Genomic DNA, 20,270 nt, shown 5'->3' with positions numbered 1-20,270 from the left:
GGAGTGCGCACTCCCGAGGCCCCTCGCGCGTACCGCCTGCTATCGGGCCAGCCGCTTGACCGCGGCGGCCACCCGCTCGTCCGTCGCCGTGAACGCCACGCGTACGAAGCGGTCGCCGGCCGTCCCGTAGAAGTCGCCCGGTGCCACCAGAATGCCGAGCTCCGCCAGGTACGCCACGGTCTCCCAGCACGGCTCGTCGCGCGTCGCCCACAGGTAGAGGCTCGCCTCGCTGTGCTCGATCCGGAAGCCGTGGGCCTCCAGCGCCGTGCGCAGGGCCGCGCGCCGGTCCGCGTACCGGGTCCGCTGCTCGGCGACGTGCTCGTCGTCACCGAGCGCCGCGACAGCCGCCGCCTGGACGGGGGCCGGCGTCATCATTCCGCCGTGCTTGCGGATCAGCAGCAGCTCACCGAGCACGGCCGCGTCGCCCGCGATGAAGGCCGCGCGGTATCCGGCCAGGTTGGAGCGCTTGGAGAGCGAGTGGACGGCGACGATGCCCTCGTACGTACCGCCGCAGACGTCCGGATGCAGCACGGAGACGGGTTCGGCCTCCCAGCCCAGCTCCAGGTAGCACTCGTCGCTGAAGACCAGCACGTCGTGCTCGCGCGCCCAGGCGACGATGCGGATCAGCTCGTCCTTGGACAGGACGCGACCGGTCGGGTTGGACGGCGAGTTGAGCCAGAGCAGCTTCAGACCGGCCGGGTCCAGCTCCGTCGGGTCGTCGTAGACGACGGGCTCGGCGCCGCAGAGCCGGGCGCCCACCTCGTACGTCGGGTAGGCGAGGCGCGGGTACGCCACCTTGTCGCCCGCGCCGAGACCGAGCTGCGTCGGCAGCCAGGCCACCAGCTCCTTGGACCCGACGACCGGAAGGACGTTCTCGTGCGCCACCCCGACCGCGCCGAGCCGCCGCTCCACCCAGCCGGTGATCGCGTCACGCAGCTCGGCGGTCCCCCACACCGTCGGATAGCCGGGGCTGTCCGCGGCGGCGACGAGCGCCCGCTGGATCAGCCCGGGCACCGGGTCGACGGGCGTGCCGACGGACAGGTCCACGATGCCGTCCGGGTGGGCGGCGGCCGTCGACTTGTAGGGCGCGAGCTTGTCCCAGGGGAAGACCGGGAGACGGGAGGAGACTGCGGACACGAATCTCTGCTTTCTCGTACGGGGGTTGCTCGGGGCGCTCGGGCGTGGAAACGCCTCGGTCCCGCACGGTGACGAGCCGTACGGGACCGGGGTGACGCACGTGCCGACCGCTGACTACTGGTTCTGCGGCGGCAGCGCAGCGATGAACGCGTGGTCGCGTTCGATCAGGCCCAGCTTGGAGGCACCACCGGGCGACCCGAGGTCGTCGAAGAACTCGACGTTCGCCTTGTAGTAGTCCTTCCACTCCTCCGGGGTGTCGTCCTCGTAGAAGATTGCCTCGACCGGGCACACCGGTTCACAGGCTCCGCAGTCGACGCATTCGTCCGGGTGGATGTACAAGGACCGCTGGCCCTCGTAGATGCAGTCGACGGGGCACTCTTCGATGCAGGCCTTGTCCTTTACGTCGACACAAGGCTGCGCGATGACGTAGGTCACGCTGTCGTTCCTCCTCGGTAGGGCGTTGGCTCTCGCGCGGGAGCGCGGCGTCGTCGATGCCCACCCCTAGTATCTCCGTTCCCGGGCACGAACCGAACAGGAGGGGCGGACAGAGCTGTGGAATTCACCATCGGCGGACAACTCGAAGTCCGAATTACACCGGCTGACGTGGGCAAACGGGTATCAGTCCGGCGCACGGCCGAGCGCGGCTCTCAGGGGCCGAAGTTCACCGACACGGTCGGCGTTCTCACATCCTGGGACAGTGATGTGCTGTCGATCACAACGAAGAGCGGCGACTGTGTCCGCATCGCGGAATCGACGCTGGTGGCGGGCAAGGTCGTGCCCGCCGCCCCGGCCCGGAGGCGCGGCCCCGCGGCCTCCTTCGACGAGCTCGCGCCCGTCTGTGCCCGTGCCTGGCAGCCGGTGGAGAGCGAGCCACTGGGCGACTGGCAGCTGCGCGCCGCGCAGGGGTTCACCCGGCGCGCCAACTCCGTGCTGCCGCTCGGCGATCCGGGCGTACCGCTCGACGAGGCGCTCGGGCGCGTCCGGCAGTGGTACGGGGAGCGGGACCTGCCCGCGTACATCCAGACCGCGACCGGCGCCGAGGGCACCCAGGAACAGCTCTGCGCGGAACTGGAGCAACGCGGATGGCGGCGCGAGGTGACGGCGGAGGTAAGAATCGCCGCGGTGGCGCCGATCGGTGATCTGGACGCGGATGTGTCGCAGGTGCGGCTGAGCCGGGATCTCGACGAGACGTGGCTCTCCCGCTATCAGCGCTTCGACACCCCGGGGCCGCACGTCCTGAAGGTGCTGCGCGGCGGTCCCTCGGTGTGGTTCGCCTCGGTGCCCGGTGACACCGGGGGCGCACCGCCCGCGGCGATCGGACGGTGCGTGGTGGACGGGCGCTGGGCCGGCTTCATGGCTGTGGAGGTCGGTCCCGAGTACCGGCGCCGGGGGCTCGCCACCGCCGTGATGACCGCGCTCGCCCGCAAGGCCCTGGACGAGGGCGCGTCGGCGGCGTGGCTCCAGGTGGAGACGGACAACGAGGGGGCGCGGGCGCTGTACGAGGGCATGGGGTTCGCGGTCCATCACCGGTATCACCACTTCCGGTCGGCGTGACGGAGGCGGACGAGCCCGATGAGTCCTCACCACCCCGAGCAGCCCGGGAGTCCCGGCCCGGACGAGTTGCGCCGGCGGTTCGCCGAGGAGGCGCGCGCCGAGCGGCCGGACCTCGCCCTGCTCTGCCTGCTGCTGGGCGCGGTGGCCGACCCGGCGCTGGACGCGAACGGGATCGACGCGGCGCAGATCGAACTGGACGAGCTGGCGGGCCGGCTTCCGTACGGGGTGCGGGGCGGCCGGGCCTGGGCCTCGGCCGTTGCCGAATTTCTCGGCGAGCGGTGCGGCTTCGCGGGCTCGTCGGCGGACTACCAGCGGCTGGAGTCGTCGCTGCTGCACGAGGTGCTGCGCCGGCGTCGCGGGCTGCCGATCCTGCTGTCCGTGGTGTGGATCGAGGTCGCGCGGCGGGCGGGCGCTCCGGTGTACGGGGTGGCGTTGCCCGGTCACTTCGTCGTCGGGTTCGGCGATCCTTCGGAGCGGGTGCTGGCCGACCCGTTCGACGGCGGCCGGCCGATGACCGGGCAGGACGCGGAGCTGCTGGTGGCGGGGGCGACCGGGGAGCCGCTCGAGGAGTCGATGCTGGTGCCCGCGCGGCCGCTGGAGATCGTGCTGCGGATCCTGAACAACATCAGGGCGTGGGCGGCGGCCCGCCCGGAGCGGACGGATGTGGCGCTGTGGGCGGTGGACCTGTCGCTGTTGCTGCCCTCGCATCCGGCCAGGCTGCGCTACGAGCGGGCGCAGCTGCTCGTACAGAGCGGGCAGTTTCTGCGCGGGGCGGCGGAGATGGAGGAGTACGCGGATGTGGTCGGCGGGGTCGAACCCGAGGTGGCGGAGGCGATCCGGCGACGGGCGCGGGCGGCGCGGGCATTGCTGAATTAGCGGGGCGCAGGCACGGGGGGCGGACCGGCGGCCGCTGCTCCGTGTCCTGGTCTCAGCGAACGAGGTGAAACGGGAGCCGTGCAGGTCCGGGTACGTGTGTACGGGCCGGGAACGTGCCGGGGCGGCGCGTGGCGGCTGAGCCCCGGCCGGACCGGACCCGGTCAGCGGGCATCCTCCCGTCCGGCGATCCTGCGCACGGTGTGCAGCAGGTACTCCTTGCGGTTGAGCGGATTGCGGTCGGTGCGTGGCCGGTCCGGGGGCGTACCGACGACCGCCCGGTAGCGGTCGAAGCCGGATTCCAGGACCCCTTCGCCACGCGTCAGGGCCGGGAGCTGTTGCTGCATGTCATGGACCCGCGCCGCCGGAATCTCTCCCTCCAGCACACATGCCGCACCTTGCACGGCCGGTGTCCCGGGCACGGCACGCAGATGTGCGAGTACCGGCAGGAGCGGCCCCAGCAGGTCCGCGGGGAGTTCCAGACGGAAGCGGTGCATCGGCTCGTACACCGTGGTGCCGGCCTCCCTCAGTGCACTCATCAGGACCAGGGGGGTCAGATTGCGGAAGTCCCCGGCGGTGCTCGACATGCTCTTGTCGAAAACGGCATGGGAATGGCTCTGCCGGGGCCAGTAACCGGAGTGCGTCATGGTGACGACGCAATCGGTGACCTGCCAGCCGTGGATTCCCTGCTGCAGGGTCTCCCCGACTGTCTCCTCCACCGCCCTCATCAGGGAGAACGGCATCGATCCGAGCTCCACCTCCAGCCGGTACTCGATACCGCTGCCGATCGGGGCGGGATCGATGCGAAGACCGATGGTCGCCAGAAAAGGATTCGGATCCTGGTCGCCGACCTCGTACGCCGCACCGCTGCCGTTCGGCCGTTCCAGGCAAATGGTCGTGGTCTTGCGGAAAGTGACATCGATTCCGAATTCATCGGCGAGCGTCGCCTGGATGACTTCTTTCTGCACCTCGCCGTAGAGCGAGACGGACACTTCTTTCCGGATGTCGTCCTGCCGCAGATTGATCAATGGGTCCTGTTCGGCCAGTTGTGCAAGCGCGAAATGCAGCTCGCCCCTGATCGCCGGAGCGCAGGGCACCACGACCGATTCCAGTGTCGGCGGGGCGAACCAACGGCCCGGCGCGGTCGTGTCCGATACACCGACCGTATCCCCGACCCGAATGCCGCCGAGGCCCCGGAGCTTCGCGATCCGGCCTGCACCGACCGCTGCTTCGCGCACGTCCGAGCCTCGGTCGAAGACACTGATCGCGGTCACTTTCCCCTCGCCGCGACCGTCGCCCCGGCCGAACGGCAACCGGTCACGTGTCCGTACCGTGCCCGAGAAGATCCGGACGTAGGCGATCTTCTCGCCGCCCGGCCCCCGCTCCACCTTGAAGACGGTCCCCGAGACCGGCCCGTCGGCATCACCCTCGTCAGCGGGCAGCAGCTCCCTGACCCCGCTGATCAGGGCATCCACACCCGCTCCGGTGATCGCCGAGCCGAAGAACACCGGATGCACCAGCGCCTGCCCGGTCTGCGTCGACAGCGCTTCGCGCAGCCTGCTGTACGGGAGGGGCGCCGCGTTCTCGACGTACGCGGCCAGCAGCGCGTCGTCATGGTCGGCGAGAAGCTCGGTCAGCCGGTCCGTGAAATCCGCATCGGCACCGGTGTACGGCGTGCAGCGGGCGTCCCGGCCGCCCGGCCCGTCGACCGATCCCATGGCGAGCACAGCCGGGGTCAGTTTCTCGGAAATGCTCCGCAGAACGGACTCGTCCTGTGCGCCGCCGCGATCGACCTTGTTCACGAAAATGAGCGTAGGAATGCGCAGGCGTTGCAGTGTCCGCATCAGAACACGGGTCTGCGCCTGTACGCCCTCCACGGCGGAGATGACCAGTACAGCACCGTCGAGCACGTTCAGCACCCGTTCCACCTCGGCGATGAAATCCGGGTGACCGGGTGTGTCGATCAGATTGACCGTGATGTCGTCGATGGCGAACGAGACGACTGCGGACTTGATCGTGATGCCGCGTTGTCGTTCCAGTGCCAGGGAATCGGTCTGAGTGCTCCCGTCGTCGACGCTTCCGATCTCGTCGATGACACCGGCGGTGTGGAGCAGCCGCTCGGTCAGGCTCGTCTTACCGGCGTCGACATGCGCCAGAATTCCCAGATTCAGCGTGTGCACGAAACTCCATGTCTTCAAGATCGGTGGCAATTTCCGTCTGAATGAACATGAGAGTTCCGCGCATGATTTTCTCCTCGGTCGATCGAGTACTGAAGGGGGAGTACAGCAGGTGGCCGCCCCGCACTGCAACCGATTTATCAGCCGGGCATTCGCTGAGCCGGGGACGCCTGCCGGAACCTGCGTGCCCGCCTCCTGCGCTTTCATACCCGGCAGCCGAGGACAAGCAGATAAGCATCTGCGCATCGGCGGGTCGCGTGCGCCGTTATGCAAATTCAAAGTATGGCTCCGGGCGGAGTCCCGCCAGGCGCCGCGTGCGCACTTCTCGCCGGACAGGGAGAGCAAGTCTTCTCAACTCCCGTTCCCCAATGGGCTGTTCGATCCCATCGAGGGATCGTTGCCGAGCCGGGCGGCGATTGGGCCACCGTATCGAAGTGTCGGCAAACGAGTGGTCCGTCGCCGCCCAAACCTCACGTGGCGCTGCGTGCAGTCCAACGGGTGATTATTGGCTTTTCGCCACCCGAAGGGCCCACGACATGTCCTCGATGCGGCATTTTGCGTTGGCGCAAAGTGACATTCGGACTGACGGTAGATCATGTCGCCACTGCGCCACATTGAGTCGACACCCTGTCGCTCTTCGCAGTTGCGCCGGAAGGAATGTGTTCAGATGCGCTCTGCCCGCACACTGTTCGCTTCGGCCGCTGTCACAGCGGTCCTTGCCATTACCGGTCCCTCCGCCTACGCCATGGCCACGGCCGCGGATTCGGGACACCACAAGGAATCCTCGTCCTCGCGCAGCGACGAGAACGGAAAGTCCGGCTCCGACGAAGGCGGTCGTGGCGGCGACGAAGGCGGCCGCGGCGGCGACGAGGGTGGTCGTGGCGGCGACGAGGGTGGCCGCGGCGGCGACGACGAAGGCGGTCGTGGCGGCGACGAGGGTGGCCGCGGCGGCGACGACGAAGGCGGTCGCGGCGGCGACGACGAAGGCGGTCGCGGCGGCGACAAGGGTGGCCGCGGCGGCGACGAAGGTGGCCGCGGCGGCCGTAACGAGGGCAAGCCCAGCGGTGGCGTCAACGCCGGTGGCGGCGGGATGGCTACGACCAGCAGCAGCCTGGCTGCCGGCTCGGCGCTGCTGATCGGCGGCATCGGCGTCGGTGCGTACAAGCTGCGCCGTCGCCAGTCGTCGGGCGGTGCGATCGCCTGACCGGGCCCAACGGCTGACCGGTCGTTTCGTTTTTCGCGGCCGTCGTCCCACGGGGCGGCGGCCGCGACGGCTTCGATTGCACACCACCCCCGCACCCCTCCCTCTCCCTTCTCCCCTCTCCAACACCGCACAACCGAAAGGCACGTTCCCATGGCCGCCCCGCAGTCTCCCGGCTCCATCCCAACCCGGACTGCCCCCGGAACCACACTGGGCCGCGCCTTGATGTGGCCCGCCGTGGCAGCCGGGGTCGGCATGCTCATGATCTACAACTCCATCGAAACCTCGGTCGACGACAAGCCGCCGGCCCCACCCGCCGCCGTCGCGCCCGCAGTCGTACCCGAGATCCTCGGCTCCCATGCCGCGCCCCGACCCGTCACCCCGTCGGCGCCCGCCGTCGGCCCGGCGATGTCGCGTTCCGTCCCGACGCGGCTGCAGATTCCGTCCCTCGCCGTCAAGGCACCGTTCACCGACCTGTCCATCGGCGCCGACGGTCGGCTGAACCCGCCGCCCCCGAACGACAGCAACCTGGTGGGCTGGTTCAAGGGCGGTGTCACCCCTGGCGAGCGTGGTGCCGCGATCGTGGCGGGCCATGTCGACACGACGACCGGTCCGGCCGTGTTCCTGCAGCTCCAGTTCCTCAAGCCGGGTTCCACGGTCGACATCACCCGCACCGACGGCTCGGTCGCCACATTCAAGGTCGACTCCGTCGAGACGTTCAGCAAGGCGAAGTTCCCGGACAAGCGCGTCTACTCGGACACCCCGTCCGCGCAGCTGCGCCTGATCACTTGCGGCGGCCCGTACAACAGGAAGGCCAAGCACTACGAGGACAACGTGGTGGCCTTCGCCCACCTCGAATCCTCCAAGAGCGGCTGACGGCCGGTCGGTGGTCGACGCCGGGATACAACCATCCGCCGAGCCCAAAGGTCGTACGGGGCGGCACGGAACCTGAGTTCCTGCCGCCCCGACTTGCCTTCTGAGCAACGGAGTTGAGCAACATGCCCGTTCTCTCCCACCGCCACAGCCCGGCGATCGCAGCCGGTATCGCCCCGGTCGCCGGAGCCGTCGCGGCACCCGTCGGCCACGCCGCGACGAAGCCGACCGCCCCCATGGCGAGCACGCCGAGCACCAAGCATCTGCACGACGACTTCAATGGTGACGGCTATCCGGACGTCGCCGTGGGCGACGTGCGGCGCGGCGGCCATGTTCTGCACGGTCCGGTCAGCCGCACCGGCCGGTGGAGCCGGGTCAGTTCGAACTGAGTGACGGTCGCGATCGGGTCGTGCCGGTTCGCACGGCGAGTGGCTCGCGCGACGCTGCCGCACGGCCGAACTGTGGCGGCGCGCCGACGACGGACACATCTCGGTGCTCAACTCCGGCGCGAAGGCGCTGGAGTGGCTGCTGGAACATCAGCTTCTGAAGTCATGAGCTCGGTGAACTGAGTACAGAACGGGCCAATTGCCGTTCCGTTGGCGTTAATTGTTGCGCTCAAGCAGATCAGCCAAGCCCCTCCATACACACCTCTTGACGTGTCCTGCACAACAACGGAACCATCGACAACCGCTGGAGAGCGCTCTCAGAGCGCTCTCCCGGCAACTCGTCGTGCACCTGTACCACGACTCAGGAGAAGTGTTCTCATGCATGCTCCCCCCACAGCACCCCCACGCCGCCGGGCCCGAGCACTCGGATTCGCCGCGCTCGCCGTCGCACTCCTCATGTCCATTCCCACCGCCCGGACCGCTTTCGGTCAGGATGCTGTGCCGATCGCGGGCGGCGGCGACCTCGGTCCCAATGTCATGGTCTTCGACCCCTCCACGCCCGACATCCAGGCCAAGGTCGACGACGTATTCAAGAGGCAGGAGTCGGCGCAGTTCGGTGACGGCCGTTATGCGTTGCTGTTCAAGCCGGGCACGTACACCAACATCAATGCGCAGATCGGCTTCTACACCTCGATCGCCGGTCTCGGCCTGAACCCGGACGACACCACGTTCAACGGCGATGTGACGGTGGACGCCGGGTGGTTCAACGGGAACGCCACGCAGAACTTCTGGCGCTCGGCGGAGAACCTGGCGCTCAACCCGGTGAACGGCACCGACCGTTGGGCCGTTTCCCAGGCCGCCCCCTTCCGGCGGATGCACGTCAGGGGCGGGCTGAATCTGGCACCCGACGGGTACGGCTGGGCCAGCGGCGGCTATATCGCCGACAGCAGGATCGACGGCCAGGTCGGGCCGTACTCGCAGCAGCAGTGGTACACCCGCGACAGCTCGGTCGGCGGCTGGGGCAACGGCGTCTGGAACATGACGTTCTCCGGTGTCGAGGGCGCGCCCGCGCAGAGCTTCCCGGAACCTCCGTACACCACGCTCGACACCACCCCTGTCTCGCGCGAGAAGCCGTTCCTCTATCTCGACGGGGACGCGTACAAGGTGTTCGTGCCCGCCAAGCGCACCAATGCGCGCGGCACTTCATGGGGCAACGGCACGCCGCAGGGCGATTCGATTCCGCTGGACCGCTTCTACGTGGTGAAGCCCGGAGCGAGCGCCGCCACCATCAACGCGGCCGTGCAGCAGGGGCTGCATCTGCTCTTCACGCCCGGCGTCTACCACGTCGACCGGCCCATCGAGATCGACCGTGCCGACACGGTCGTGCTCGGCCTGGGGCTTGCGACCATCGTCCCGGACAACGGGGTCACGGCCATCAGGGTCGGCGACGTGGACGGCGTGAAGCTGGCCGGGCTGCTCGTCGATGCCGGTCCGGTCAATTCGGACCGGCTGATCGAGGTCGGCCCCGAGGGCGCGTCCGCCGGTCACGCGGCCAATCCCACATCGCTCCAGGACGTGTTCGTACGCATCGGTGGTGCCGGACCCGGCAGGGCGACCACCGGCATCGTCGTGAACAGCAACGACACGATCATCGACCACTCCTGGCTGTGGCGCGCCGACCACGGCGAAGGCGTCGGCTGGGAGACCAACCGGGCGGACTACGGGCTCCGGGTCAACGGTGACAATGTGCTGGCCACCGGGCTGTTCGTGGAGCACTTCAACAAGTACGACGTGGAGTGGGCCGGCGAGAACGGCAGAACGATCTTCTTCCAGAACGAGAAGGCGTACGACGCCCCGAACCAGGCCGCCGTCCAGAACGGCAGCATCAAGGGGTTCGCCGCCTACAAGGTCGACGACTCCGTCACCACCCACGAGGGCTGGGGCCTGGGCAGCTACTGCTACTTCAACGTGGACCCGACGATCCGTCAGGATCACGGCTTCGAGGTGCCGGTGAAGCCTGGCGTGAGGTTCCACGATCTGCTGGTGGTCTCGCTCGGCGGTCAGGGACAGTACGAGCACGTCATCAACGACACCGGATCTCCTACGTCCGGAACGAGCACCGTTCCGTCGCAGGTGGTGTCGTTCCCTTAGCCGGGGGAAGGGAACGGGGTCCGGTCGCGGCGACAACGGCGGCCGGGCCCCGGTCTGCTGCCGCGGCTCTACAGCCAGCCCTTCTCACGGGCGATGCGGACCGCCTCGGCCCGGTTGCGGGCCGCCATCTTCTGGATGGCCATGGAGAGGTAATTGCGGACCGTCCCCTGCGAGAGGTGGAGCGCGGCCGCGATCTCCGCGTTGGTGGAGCCGTCCGCCGCCGAGCGCAGTACATCGCGTTCGCGGTCGGTGAGCGGGCTCGCTCCGTCGGCGAGTGCGGCCGCCGCAAGCGTGGGATCGATGACCCGCTCCCCCGCCAGCACCTTCCGTACCGCCGAGGCAAGTTGGGCGGCGGGGGCGTCCTTCACCAGGAAGGCGTCGGCGCCCGACTCCATGGCCCGGCGCAGATAGCCGGGGCGGCCGAAGGTGGTGACGACGACGACCTTCACGGCCGGGAGTTCGCGCCGCAGGGCCGCCGCCGCGTCGATACCGGTCATGCCCGGCATCTCGATGTCCAGGAGCGCCACATCGATGCGGTGCTCGTGGGCCGCGGCCAGCACCTCGTCGCCACGGGCGACCTGGGCCACCACCTCGATGTCGGGTTCCAGGCCGAGGAGTGCCGCGAGGGCCTCGCGCACCATGGACTGGTCCTCGGCGAGGAGGAGTCTGATCATGCTCATTCCGTGGATCCTAGGCCGGAACCGAGCGGAACACTCAGGATCAGGGTGAAGCCTTTGCCGGAGCCGGAGTTGCCGGCCCGGGTGGTCAGCGTGCCGTCGACCGCGGCGAGGCGTTCGGTGATGCCGGTGAGGCCGTTGCCCGGTTTCGTACCCGCGGCTCCGACGCCGTCGTCCGCGACGGCGAGTTCGAGGACCCTGCCGTCGAGGGTCTGGCGCGGGGTGAGGGTGACGGTGCAGTGCCGGGCGCTGCTGTGGCGTACGACATTGGTGACGGCTTCGCGCAGCGCCCAGGCGAGCACCTCCTCCGGCTTCTCGGGGAGGCCGTCGGGGGCCTCGGCCGGGACGTCGGCGGTGATGCCCGCGGCGGCGAGGGCGGTACGGGCTCCGGCCAGTTCACCGGGGAGGGTCGGCCGGCGGTAGCCGGTGACGGCGCTGCGTACGTCGACCAGGGCCTGGCGGCTGACCTGTTCGATGTCCGCGACCTGGGCGGCCGCCTGCTCCGGGTGGTCGGGGAGCATCCGCCCGGCCAGTTCGCTCTTGAGCGTGATGAGCGAGAGCGAGTGGCCGAGCAGGTCGTGCAGATCGCGGGCGAGCCTGAGCCGCTCCTCGTTGGCGGCGAGCTGGGCGACGGTCGCGCGGGCCTCGCGCAGCTGGATCGTCGTACGGATCAGCTGCCGTACCCCGGTCATCGCGAACCCGCCGAGCAGCGCCGGGAAGACCAGCGCGGTGATGATCTCGCGGGGGTGGTCGCCGGTCAGCCCGACGCCGACCAGTGCGGCGACGACGACGGGGATCAGCCAACGGGCGGTCCTCAGCGGCATGGTGGCGCCGACGGAGACCGCCACATACACGAAGAGGACCAGCCACGCGGCGCCGAGCGTCAGGGCGAGGACGACGGCGAGGACGCCGAGGAAGGCGATCGTCGTGTGTACGGCGCGCCGGTCCAGGGCCTTCGACGTGTGGCGGAAGACCAGGACGAGGTAGGCCCCCACGAAGACCAGCAGACCGAATGCGCCCAGCGCGGTCGCCCACGGGGTGTGGTCGCCGTCGGCCAGATCCTTGACCGGGGCGCTCATGAAGGCGAGCCAGATGCCGATCCAGAACAGCTTGATCCACACCTGTCGGCGGCCCGTCGCCGCGTACCCGATGCCTACGGACGTCTCCTCGTCGTTCACGCCTTCAGGGTGTCCTTCCGGTAGAGCCAGGCCGCGCCGCCCGCGAAGATCAGGAAGTAGGCGCAGAGGATGGCGACGTCCTCGGCGTGCGGCGAGCCGCCCATCTCGATCGCCTGACCGAGAGAAGCGTACGCGTGGGTGGGGAGCCACTCGGAAATGTTCTGCAGCCACTGCGGGAAGGTCGCGCTGGGCATCCACAGACCGCCGAGGATGGAGAGCCCGAAGTAGATGATCATCGTGATCGGGCGGACCGCGTCACCGCTGGCGATGTAGCCGATGGCGACCCCGAGCGCGGCGAAGACCAGTGAACCGGCCCAGATGACCCCGGCCAGCGCGAACCACTGCCAGGTGTCCAGCCGTACGTGCTTGACGCCGGCGGCGACCAGGAACACGACCACGATGCAGGGCAGGGTGACCATCGCCGCGCTGGCGATCTTCGCCAGGACGTAGCCGCGGCTGGGCAGCGCGGTGAGCCGGAGCTGGCGGACCCAGCCCTTCTCGCGCTCCTTGGCGATGCGTTCGCTGTTGCCCATGAGGACGGCGGTCAGTGCGCCGAAGGAGGCCATCGAGACCATGAAGAAGGCCTGGAGGGTGAGATCGCTGTGCGGGACCTTGTCGGTGGTGTTCTGTGTGCCGGAGATCAGCAGATAGATCACCGACGGGTAGATGACCGAGAAGAACATGAACTTCTTGTTCCGCAGGGTGCGGGTCACTTCGAGCCTGATCAGCGTGTTCATGCGGTCCTGGCCTCCTCGGCCTCGGTGATGGCGACGAAGGCCTGCTCCAGGCCGAGTCCCGCGACTTCGAGCTCGCGCGGGTAGAGGCCGAGTGCGTAGACGGCGTGGACGGTCGCGTCGGCGTTGTGCGACTGGATGCGGACCCGGTTGCCGGAGATGTCGAGCGTGGAGAGGAACGGCAGGGCGCGCAGGGCCGCTTCGTCGACCGGGCCCTCCAGCTCGAAGGAGATCCGGCGGGCTCCGGCCTTCGCCTTGATCTCGGCGGCGCTGCCGTCTGCGAGCAGCCGGCCCTTGTGGAGGACGAGGACGCGGTCGGCGATCGCGTCGGCCTCTTCGAGGTAGTGGGTGGCGAACAGGACGGTACGGCCCTGCTCGGCCTGCTCCCGCATCGTGGCCCAGAAGGCCTGGCGGGCGGTGACGTCCATGCCGGTGGTCGGCTCGTCGAGGACGATCAGGTCGTTGGCCCCGGCGGTGGCGAGCGCGAACCGTACGCGCTGCTCCTGGCCGCCGGAGAGCTTGTTGACCATGCGATCGGCGATCTGCGCGATGCCGGCCCGGGACAGCACCTCGCCCACCGGGTAGGGCCTGGGGTGCAGATCGCAGGCGAGGCGGACCAGTTCCTCGACCGTGACGTCCTCCATCAGACCGCCGGTCTGCAGCATCGCGCCGACGCGTCCCGCGGCGATGGCGCCCTGCGGGGTCGTGCCGAAGACCTGGACGGAACCGGAGTCGGCGGTGCGCAGGCCGAGCAGCAGATCCAGGGTGGAGGACTTTCCGGCGCCGTTGGGGCCGAGGAGCGCCACGGTCTCGCCGGGGTACAGGTCGAGGGTGAGTCCGTCGACTGCTCGTACCGCTCCGTACGCCTTGCTGACCCGGTCGAAGCGGACCACGGCGGTCTTCGCCCCGGTGGCCTCGGTGGCTGTCGTTGTCATGCGTCCAGCCTGGCCCGGAAGGGGGTACGTCCGGCAGGGCCGCGGGTCGTGGAAACGGGATGACAGATGTCATACCGCTCGCGTGACTCCGCTGTCGTGCCGGACGTCCACGGAACACGACGCCGCCCCCGACCGGGTGTCCGGACGGGGGCGGTTGCGTGGTGCGGTTCGCCGTGGTGGGGCGGCTATCCGTTGCCGCTCAGGCTGATCGTGGCGGTCCGCTCGGCGGGGGTCCTGCCGAGCAGCGCGGTCTGCATGGCATGCGCCACATCGTCCGCACTGAGCTGGTGCTTCTTGCCGTCACCCTTGGTGATCATGATGCCGTCGAAGACGCCGTCACAGAGTGTGTCGATGGCCTTCTTGTCGTAGTGCTCGACCAGTCGGCCCTTGACCGGCACCATCGTGAGGATCTGCGGCAGCGACTTCGCCGGACCGAACTGGATCTGCTTGGGGCCGGCCTTGATGGTGACCAGGCCGGACATCGCGGGCTTCGCGAAGTCCTTCATCGCCCGGTCCAGTTCGGCCTGGCTGATGGTGGGCTCCCGGGTGGTGACCGGCAGTTCGACGGTGGCCGGCTTGCCCGTCTGCACCTGTGCCCGGTACGCGTCGCGCACCGAGATCATCGACTGGTTGACGTCCAGCGCCTTGCCCGACTTGCCGGGTACGGCGACGGCCTTGCCCGGCTCGAACCTGATCGTGCCGTCGTTGGCCGAGCCGGAGACACCGGCCAGGTCCGTCAGCGCGACCCCGAGCTTCTCCTCGTCGACCGGGATCACCGGGTTGACGGCGCGCTTGCCGCCGAAGAGGGAACCGATGACGGAGACCGGGTTGTAGTCGCTGACCGCGGCGGAGCGCACGGTCTCCTGACTGTCCAGGCCGAGCCCGGCCTTGTCCGGTGCGAGCTCGGTCTTCTTGCCGTCCACGGAGAGCTGGAGGGGAGTCTCGGCGCGCTTGCCGAGGGCGGCGTCCAGCTTTGCGACGCCTTCCTCCTTCGTGCCGCCGCCGATGTCGACGCCGAGGACGGTGGTGCCCTTCGGGACGTCGGAGTGGTTCATCAGCAGTCCGGCGCCGTACGCGACACCGAGCAGACCGACGACGCCGGCACAGAGGAGGACCAGCTTGGAGCGGCCCTTCTTCTTCGCGGGCGCGGGCGCCGGGGCGGGGCGTGCGGCGGGGGCGGGCGCCGGGGCGGCGGGACCGCCGGGTCCTGCCGGTCCGGTGCCCATCGCGCCGTCCGGGATACGGGGCGTCAGATCGGGACGCCCGCCACCGGGGCCGCCCGCGCTCGGGAACGGGGACGGCGAGCGGTGTTCCGGCGGAACGACGGGGATGCCGCTGGTGAGCGTGTCACCGGAGACGTTGCCGCCGGGCCCGGCTGAGGCCGGGGCCGCGAACTGGGGCGTGAGCACCGCCGTGTCGTCGGACATCCGCGGGGGCATGCCACCGGGTGTACCGGGTGCGCCGGGATCCTGCGGGCCCGCGGGACCGCCGGAGCCTCGCGGAGCGCCGGGGCCCGGGCCGCCCGCCCCGTCGAGGTTCGGGGTGAGGGACGAGGTGCCGGTGACCGGGCCCGTGGTGGGTCCGGAGGGGCCCGGCGTACGCACCCCGAGGTTCGGCGTGGGGCGCGGGCCGGCTTCGGGGCCGCCGTGGCCGAACTTGTCGAGGACGCTGCCGGGGCGGGGGGCGTCCTGGTCGCCCGTGCGCTGCGGACCGTCCGAGAAGTACGGCAGGTCGGCACGGGGCGGGGTGGGCGCCTCGCCCGTGGGGCCGTCGGCGCCACCGGTCGCGCTGCCGCCGACGACCGAGGTGTTCGTGGGGGCCTTGCGCGGGGCGAACCAGTCGCTGCCGCTCTTCTCCCTGGCCGGCTTGTCGGCAGCCGGTTCCGCGGGCGCGGAACCGGCTCTCGCCTCGGCGCCCGGGTCGGCGTCGGACACACCCGACGCGCCGCCCGGCACGGGCGAGCCGGGGCGCGGAATGCTGCCCGTGCGCTCGGCCTCGGCCGTGTCGGCGTCGCTCATGGGCGTACGCATGACAACCGGCGGGATGGGACGCGAGCCCGGAATGTTGATCCGGATGCGCGTCGTCAGCGTCGTCTCGGTCCTCGGCTCCTCGGACTGAGGCGGGTCCGCAAGCTCCGGGGCCCCCTCCGGGGCGTCCTGCGAAGGGTGCAGCGACGGATACTGGCGGGATCCGTACGGCGGCGTCCCCGAGGGGTACGCGGCTCCCCCGCGCCCCTGGGGCCCGGAGGACGAACTGTCAGTTTCACGACTCAAAGCAGGTTCTCCCGATTGGCTCCGCCGCCCGTACTTCCCCCATGCCGCAGGCCAGGGGACGGCTCGGCGCGCGAACCACCATACTGGCCGCCGCCGACAGACACCCCGCGACCGGGGGAAACGACTGCGTGACCACCGGACGGACAAGGGGCATTACGGGATCGGACGTGGCACATTACTTGCCAGGTCGGCCGCTGTCGGCGCCCGGTTGAGGCGACCGCGACATCGTGGCACAGATCACAGCGATCGCCATCCCGCCCAGCATGAAAAGGGTGAGGCCCAGTTCATCGCCGAAGACATAGTCGCCTTCTGGTCGTCCACCGAGCATGAGAAGGACCGAAATCAGCCAGCCCGCCGCGGGCGCCAGGGCGCCGAGCTGGGTGCCGAAGACGCAGCTCCCGCCGTAGAACAGCCCGGCGCAGGCGAGCAGCGCGAGCAGCAACCCGCCGGGGAACCAGGCGGCTTGGACGAGCGCCCCCGCGATCCCGACGAGCACGCCGAGAACGGCGAGGCCCGCATAGGCGGCGATCCGCCCGGGGTTGAGGGGTGCGGCGAGACCGGTGGCCCGAACGTCCCCGGAGGGTGCGCCGGTGCGCGGTGCGCGCTGTTTGCCGCTCATTGTTCCGCCCCCGGCACTCCGGCGAACAGGTCGTCTTCGCGCGCCCCTTGAGGGGCCCCGGAGGCGCCATGTACCAACTCGTAGTACTCGGTGGTGAAGACGGGCTGGCCGAGGTCGTTGGAGAGGGCGAAGAAGGGACCGTCCACGGCGATCTGTGTGGCATGGGCCCGCATCGCCGCGCGTTTGGCCGCCGCATGGGCAAAACCGTCGATCTGCGCGGTGATCCTCGTGTCGTCGACCACACCCGGTACGTCGTCGATGGCGGCGATCCCCGGGAAGGCGTCCGGCACCGTGTCCCGCAGGCGCGCGAAGCCCTCTTCGGCGACCGAACGCGGCACCCGGTTCCAGTAGATCTTGGCGACGGTGTGCACCGCGCCTGCTCCGGTGCGGTACGCGGGATCGGCGGCGAGCTCCGCCGCGCGCATCGCGACGCGGTGCGCCTGGATGTGGTCGGGGTGCCCGTAGCCGCCGTCGGGGTCGTAGGTGACGAGGACCTGCGGGCGCACCGAGCGGATCACCTCCACGAGGTACTGGGCTGCGTCGTCCACGTCCGCGTCCCAGAAGGCGCCGGGGCGGTGATTCTGCTCGGCGCCCATCATTCCGGAGTCGCGGAAGCGTCCTGGGCCGCCGAGGAGCCGGTGGTCGGTGACCCCGAGCTCCTTCATCGCCGCGGCGAGTTCGCCCTGGCGATAGGGGCCCAGGGTGTCGTCCCGGTCTGCCGCGAGATGGGCGAGCGCGGGCGGAATGATCTCGCCCTCCTCGCCGAGCGTGCAGGTCACCAGGGTGACCTGGGCACCCTCGGCCGCATACCTGGCCATGGTGGCGCCGTTGTTGATCGACTCGTCGTCGGGGTGCGCGTGCACCAGGAGGAGACGCCGGGCGGGATGGTCCGTCATGGGGACCAGCCTACGAGCCGGGCGGGCCCTGGCCGACCGCGCCCGCGCCCGAGCCGCCGACGAGCCGGGTCTCAGAACTTGATGCTTCCGATCATGCCGGCCACATTCGTGGTCAGGTCCGCGATGGTGGGCGCAATGGACGAGCTGGCGAGATAGAAACCGAGCAGCGCGCAGACCACCGCATGTCCGCCCTTCAGTCCGGATTTCCGGATCAGCAGGAAGACGACGATCGCCAGCAGCACCACCGCCGAAATCGAGAGTGCCACGGCGGTTCACCTCCATCAGTACGGTCGGGACGGGCAGCACACATGGAGCCAGCAGGTTCTTACCCACCGAGCGCTACGGATCATAACTATCCGTGGCACCGCATTGATCGGGGCACAGCAGCACGAGGGGCGCACGACCGGGCGGTCGGGGACTAGGTTCGGGCCCATGACTTCGCAGAAGATCTCGTTTCCCCGTCAGCACGCCAGGACGATGCGTTTCACCCTCGGCGCTCCCCGTGCGTTCACCGTTTCACCCGACGGGGAGCGGGTGATCTTCCTGCGGTCGGGATCCGGCACGGACCGGTCGGGGCGGCTGTGGGTGCTGGATCTGCCTGCGGGCGGTACACCGAAGGAGCGCGTCGTCGCCGACCCCGGGACGCTGCTCGGCGGTTCGACGGAGCGGCTGTCGGCCCAGGAGCGGGCCCGGCGCGAGCGCAGCCGTGAGGGTTCATCGGGAATCGTCGGCTACGCGGTCGACGCGGCGGCCGAGTTGGCCGCTTTCGCGCTCTCCGGGAAGGTGTACGTCGCGGAGTTGCGCGCGGGCACGGCGCGTGCGCTGCCGGTGCCGGGCCCGGTGATCGACCCGAGGCCGTCCCCGGACGGGCGCCGCATCGCGTATGTGTCCAAGGGCGCGCTGCGCGTCGTGGGCGCCGAGGGCGACGGGGACCGGGCGCTCGCGGAGCCGGAGGGCGCGAACATCTCCTACGGCCTCGCGGAGTTCATCGCGGCCGAGGAGATGCAGCGCTCGCGGGGCTTCTGGTGGTCACCGGAGTCGGACCGGCTGCTGGTCGCCAGGGTCGACGACAGCCCCGTACAGCGGTGGTGGATCGCGGATCCCGCACACCCGGACCGCAGGCCGGCCGAGGTCGCCTACCCGGCGGCCGGGACGCCCAACGCCGAGGTGCGGCTCTTCGTGGTGGGCCTGGACGGCACCCGTACCGAAGTGGTCTGGGACCGGGCACGCCACCCGTATCTGGCACAGGTGCACTGGTCGTCGGCCGGGGCTCCGCTGCTGCTCGTGCAGGCCCGTGACCAGCAGAGCCAGCTCTTCCTCGCGGTGGACACAGAGACGGGTGCGACGCGGACGGTACATGTCGACGAAGACCCGGTCTGGCTGGAAATCTTCCCCGGTGTGCCCGCCTGGGCGCCGGACGGGCGGCTCGTGCGGATCGCGGACGAGGGCGGGGCGCGGGTGCTCGCGGTCGGCGACCGGCTGCTGACCGGGGCGCAGTTGCAACTCCAGGCGGTCCTGGACATCGGTGAGTCGGATGTCCTGGTCTCGGCGTCGGCGGGCGAGGAGGCCGCGGAGCCGGAGATCGGCGAGAGCCATGTGTACCGGGTCAATGAGCTGGGCGTCGAGCGGGTCTCCGAAGGGGCGGGGGTGCATTCGGCCGTCCGCGCGGGCGGCGTGACGGTGCTGGTCTCCCACTCGCTGGAGCGGCCGGGGGCCCGTGCCGACGTGCTCCGGGACGGCAAGCGGATCGCCACCGTCGCAAGCCATGCGGAAGAGCCGGTTCTGTCGGCGCGGGTGCACCTCACCGAGGGGGGCGCACGGCGGATTCCGTGCGCCGTGCTGCTCCCCGAGGGGTACAAAGAGTCGGACGGCGCGCTTCCGGTACTCATGGATCCGTACGGCGGCCCGCACGGCCGACGGGTGGTCGCCGCGCACAATCCGCATCTGACGTCGCAGTGGTTCGCCGATCAGGGCTTCGCGGTCGTCGTCGCGGACGGCCGGGGCGCACCGGGGCGTTCACCGGGCTGGGAGAAGGCTGTCAAGAACAACCTCGTCCTCACCGTGGACGACCAGATCGAGGCGCTGCACGCGCTCGCCGGGCGGTTCCCGCTGGACCTCGGCAAGGTGGCGATCCGGGGCTGGTCCTTCGGCGGCTACCTGGCGGCTCTGGCGGTGCTGCGACGGCCGGATGTCTTCCACGCGGCGGTGGTGGGCGCGCCGGTGACCGACCAGCGGCTGTACGACACCCATTACACCGAGCGTTATCTCGGCGACCCGGCGAAGCAGCCGGAGGTGTACGCGCACAACTCGGTGCTGACGGACGAGGGGCTCTCCGAGGCCGCGGACCAGGTCCGGCCGATGATGATCATCCATGGTCTGGCGGACGACAATGTGGTGGTCGCGCACTCGCTCAGGCTGTCGTCGGCGCTGCTCTCGGCGGGGCGCCCGCACGAGGTGCTGCCGCTCAGCGGGGTGACGCACATGACGCCGCAGGAGCAGGTGGCGGAGAATCTGCTGCTGCTCCAGGTGGACTTCCTGAAGCGGTCGTTGGGGCTGCGGGGGTGACCTGACCGGCGGCGCCCGGTGGTCGCTTCCGGCCGCGCCCG

Annotated in this window: 18 protein-coding genes; 7 read left to right on the top strand and 11 right to left on the bottom strand. The window is 70.0% G+C overall.

The genetic code is table 11. The annotated features are described in order from the left end of the window. Window positions 1-39: 39 nt before the first annotated feature. On the bottom strand, window positions 40-1,137 hold the full coding sequence (locus ACFVYE_RS41725) for a bifunctional succinyldiaminopimelate transaminase/glutamate-prephenate aminotransferase (RefSeq protein WP_383978384.1): 1,098 nt from the start codon (window positions 1,135-1,137) through the stop codon (window positions 40-42). A gap of 114 nt (window positions 1,138-1,251) precedes the next feature. Continuing rightward, the gene (gene fdxA, locus ACFVYE_RS41720) at window positions 1,252-1,572 is read right to left on the bottom strand and encodes a ferredoxin (protein ID WP_018956287.1); all 321 of its coding nucleotides are present in this window, start codon (window positions 1,570-1,572) and stop codon (window positions 1,252-1,254) included. A 117-nt stretch (window positions 1,573-1,689) separates the two neighbouring features. Here fdxA and ACFVYE_RS41715 point away from each other — a divergent pair, with 117 nt between their 5' ends. Together ACFVYE_RS41715 and ACFVYE_RS41710 are read left to right on the top strand one after the other, a co-directional pair. Further along, complete coding sequence (locus tag ACFVYE_RS41715; RefSeq protein ID WP_389608687.1) at window positions 1,690-2,691, top strand: GNAT family N-acetyltransferase; 1,002 nt, start codon at window positions 1,690-1,692, stop codon at window positions 2,689-2,691. A gap of 18 nt (window positions 2,692-2,709) precedes the next feature. Then, window positions 2,710-3,567 (top strand): tetratricopeptide repeat protein, encoded by an 858-nt coding sequence (locus ACFVYE_RS41710; protein WP_389608686.1) that lies wholly within the window; start codon window positions 2,710-2,712, stop codon window positions 3,565-3,567. 161 nt (window positions 3,568-3,728) lie between these two features. On the opposite strand, the gene ACFVYE_RS41705 is transcribed toward ACFVYE_RS41710, so the two are convergent. Next, the gene (locus tag ACFVYE_RS41705) at window positions 3,729-5,744 is read right to left on the bottom strand and encodes a GTP-binding protein (protein ID WP_389608688.1); all 2,016 of its coding nucleotides are present in this window, start codon (window positions 5,742-5,744) and stop codon (window positions 3,729-3,731) included. A gap of 664 nt (window positions 5,745-6,408) precedes the next feature. On the opposite strand from ACFVYE_RS41705, the gene ACFVYE_RS41700 reads away from it, so the two are divergent. The 4 genes from ACFVYE_RS41700 to ACFVYE_RS41685 all read left to right on the top strand — a co-directional run bounded on the left by ACFVYE_RS41700 (window position 6,409) and on the right by ACFVYE_RS41685 (window position 10,352). Beyond that, window positions 6,409-6,945 (top strand): hypothetical protein, encoded by a 537-nt coding sequence (locus tag ACFVYE_RS41700; protein WP_389608685.1) that lies wholly within the window; start codon window positions 6,409-6,411, stop codon window positions 6,943-6,945. Window positions 6,946-7,095: 150 nt separating this feature from the next. Beyond that, window positions 7,096-7,818, top strand: a complete 723-nt coding sequence (locus ACFVYE_RS41695) for a class F sortase (protein ID WP_383975865.1) — start codon at window positions 7,096-7,098, stop codon at window positions 7,816-7,818. Between the two features lie 122 nt (window positions 7,819-7,940). Continuing rightward, window positions 7,941-8,204, top strand: a complete 264-nt coding sequence (locus tag ACFVYE_RS41690) for an FG-GAP repeat protein (protein WP_383975863.1) — start codon at window positions 7,941-7,943, stop codon at window positions 8,202-8,204. Window positions 8,205-8,579: 375 nt separating this feature from the next. Continuing rightward, a complete protein-coding gene (locus tag ACFVYE_RS41685; protein ID WP_383975861.1) occupies window positions 8,580-10,352 on the top strand; it encodes a coagulation factor 5/8 type domain-containing protein in 1,773 nt (590 codons plus the stop codon). A 68-nt stretch (window positions 10,353-10,420) separates the two neighbouring features. Here ACFVYE_RS41685 and ACFVYE_RS41680 read toward each other — a convergent pair whose 3' ends face one another. From ACFVYE_RS41680 to ACFVYE_RS41645, 8 genes are all read right to left on the bottom strand, one after another. Next, the gene (locus ACFVYE_RS41680) at window positions 10,421-11,032 is read right to left on the bottom strand and encodes a response regulator (RefSeq protein WP_383975859.1); all 612 of its coding nucleotides are present in this window, start codon (window positions 11,030-11,032) and stop codon (window positions 10,421-10,423) included. Further along, complete coding sequence (locus tag ACFVYE_RS41675; RefSeq protein ID WP_383975857.1) at window positions 11,029-12,207, bottom strand: sensor histidine kinase; 1,179 nt, start codon at window positions 12,205-12,207, stop codon at window positions 11,029-11,031. The genes ACFVYE_RS41680 and ACFVYE_RS41675 overlap by 4 nt, the downstream gene beginning before the upstream one ends. Further along, window positions 12,204-12,944, bottom strand: coding sequence for an ABC transporter permease (locus tag ACFVYE_RS41670; RefSeq protein WP_383975855.1), 741 nt, complete (start codon window positions 12,942-12,944; stop codon window positions 12,204-12,206). Before ACFVYE_RS41670 ends, ACFVYE_RS41675 begins: the two co-directional genes overlap by 4 nt. Continuing rightward, entirely contained in the window at window positions 12,941-13,876 is a 936-nt protein-coding gene (locus ACFVYE_RS41665; RefSeq protein ID WP_383975853.1) for an ABC transporter ATP-binding protein, read from the bottom strand. The genes ACFVYE_RS41670 and ACFVYE_RS41665 overlap by 4 nt, the downstream gene beginning before the upstream one ends. 185 nt (window positions 13,877-14,061) lie before the next feature. After that, entirely contained in the window at window positions 14,062-15,894 is a 1,833-nt protein-coding gene (locus ACFVYE_RS41660) for a hypothetical protein (protein ID WP_383975851.1), read from the bottom strand. Between the two features lie 430 nt (window positions 15,895-16,324). Further along, a complete protein-coding gene (locus ACFVYE_RS41655; RefSeq protein ID WP_383975849.1) occupies window positions 16,325-16,768 on the bottom strand; it encodes a DUF6113 family protein in 444 nt (147 codons plus the stop codon). Beyond that, window positions 16,765-17,664: an N-acetyl-1-D-myo-inositol-2-amino-2-deoxy-alpha-D-glucopyranoside deacetylase gene (mshB, locus tag ACFVYE_RS41650; RefSeq protein ID WP_383975847.1), complete on the bottom strand. Its 900-nt coding sequence runs from the start codon at window positions 17,662-17,664 to the stop codon at window positions 16,765-16,767. The genes ACFVYE_RS41655 and mshB overlap by 4 nt, the downstream gene beginning before the upstream one ends. A gap of 71 nt (window positions 17,665-17,735) precedes the next feature. Next, window positions 17,736-17,930 carry a hypothetical protein gene (locus ACFVYE_RS41645; RefSeq protein WP_383975845.1) on the bottom strand — a complete coding sequence of 65 codons (195 nt, stop codon included), beginning with the start codon at window positions 17,928-17,930 and terminating at the stop codon, window positions 17,736-17,738. A gap of 166 nt (window positions 17,931-18,096) precedes the next feature. On the opposite strand from ACFVYE_RS41645, the gene ACFVYE_RS41640 reads away from it, so the two are divergent. Beyond that, window positions 18,097-20,229, top strand: coding sequence for a prolyl oligopeptidase family serine peptidase (locus tag ACFVYE_RS41640; protein ID WP_389608684.1), 2,133 nt, complete (start codon window positions 18,097-18,099; stop codon window positions 20,227-20,229). Window positions 20,230-20,270 lie beyond the last annotated feature (41 nt).

It is taken from the genome of Streptomyces sp. NPDC058239, from assembly GCF_042882185.1.
Classification (GTDB): Bacteria; Actinomycetota; Actinomycetes; order Streptomycetales; family Streptomycetaceae; genus Streptomyces.
The sequence above is the reverse complement of the archived record's forward strand: the minus strand, read 5'-3'. Positions and strand labels throughout refer to the sequence as shown.

What these genes read in the sequence shown, in the direction of transcription:
- ACFVYE_RS41655 (WP_383975849.1), bottom strand. Translation starts at nt 16,768, where the DNA reads ATGAGCGGCAAACAGCGCGCACCGCGCACCGGCGCACCCTCCGGGGAC.
- ACFVYE_RS41670 (WP_383975855.1), bottom strand. Translation starts at nt 12,944, where the DNA reads ATGAACACGCTGATCAGGCTCGAAGTGACCCGCACCCTGCGGAACAAG.
- ACFVYE_RS41700 (WP_389608685.1), top strand. Translation starts at nt 6,409, where the DNA reads ATGCGCTCTGCCCGCACACTGTTCGCTTCGGCCGCTGTCACAGCGGTC.
- ACFVYE_RS41665 (WP_383975853.1), bottom strand. Translation starts at nt 13,876, where the DNA reads ATGACAACGACAGCCACCGAGGCCACCGGGGCGAAGACCGCCGTGGTC.
- ACFVYE_RS41685 (WP_383975861.1), top strand. Translation starts at nt 8,580, where the DNA reads ATGCATGCTCCCCCCACAGCACCCCCACGCCGCCGGGCCCGAGCACTC.
- ACFVYE_RS41695 (WP_383975865.1), top strand. Translation starts at nt 7,096, where the DNA reads ATGGCCGCCCCGCAGTCTCCCGGCTCCATCCCAACCCGGACTGCCCCC.
- mshB (WP_383975847.1), bottom strand. Translation starts at nt 17,664, where the DNA reads ATGACGGACCATCCCGCCCGGCGTCTCCTCCTGGTGCACGCGCACCCC.
- ACFVYE_RS41710 (WP_389608686.1), top strand. Translation starts at nt 2,710, where the DNA reads ATGAGTCCTCACCACCCCGAGCAGCCCGGGAGTCCCGGCCCGGACGAG.
- ACFVYE_RS41680 (WP_383975859.1), bottom strand. Translation starts at nt 11,032, where the DNA reads ATGAGCATGATCAGACTCCTCCTCGCCGAGGACCAGTCCATGGTGCGC.
- ACFVYE_RS41690 (WP_383975863.1), top strand. Translation starts at nt 7,941, where the DNA reads ATGCCCGTTCTCTCCCACCGCCACAGCCCGGCGATCGCAGCCGGTATC.
- ACFVYE_RS41660 (WP_383975851.1), bottom strand. Translation starts at nt 15,894, where the DNA reads ATGAGCGACGCCGACACGGCCGAGGCCGAGCGCACGGGCAGCATTCCG.
- ACFVYE_RS41640 (WP_389608684.1), top strand. Translation starts at nt 18,097, where the DNA reads ATGACTTCGCAGAAGATCTCGTTTCCCCGTCAGCACGCCAGGACGATG.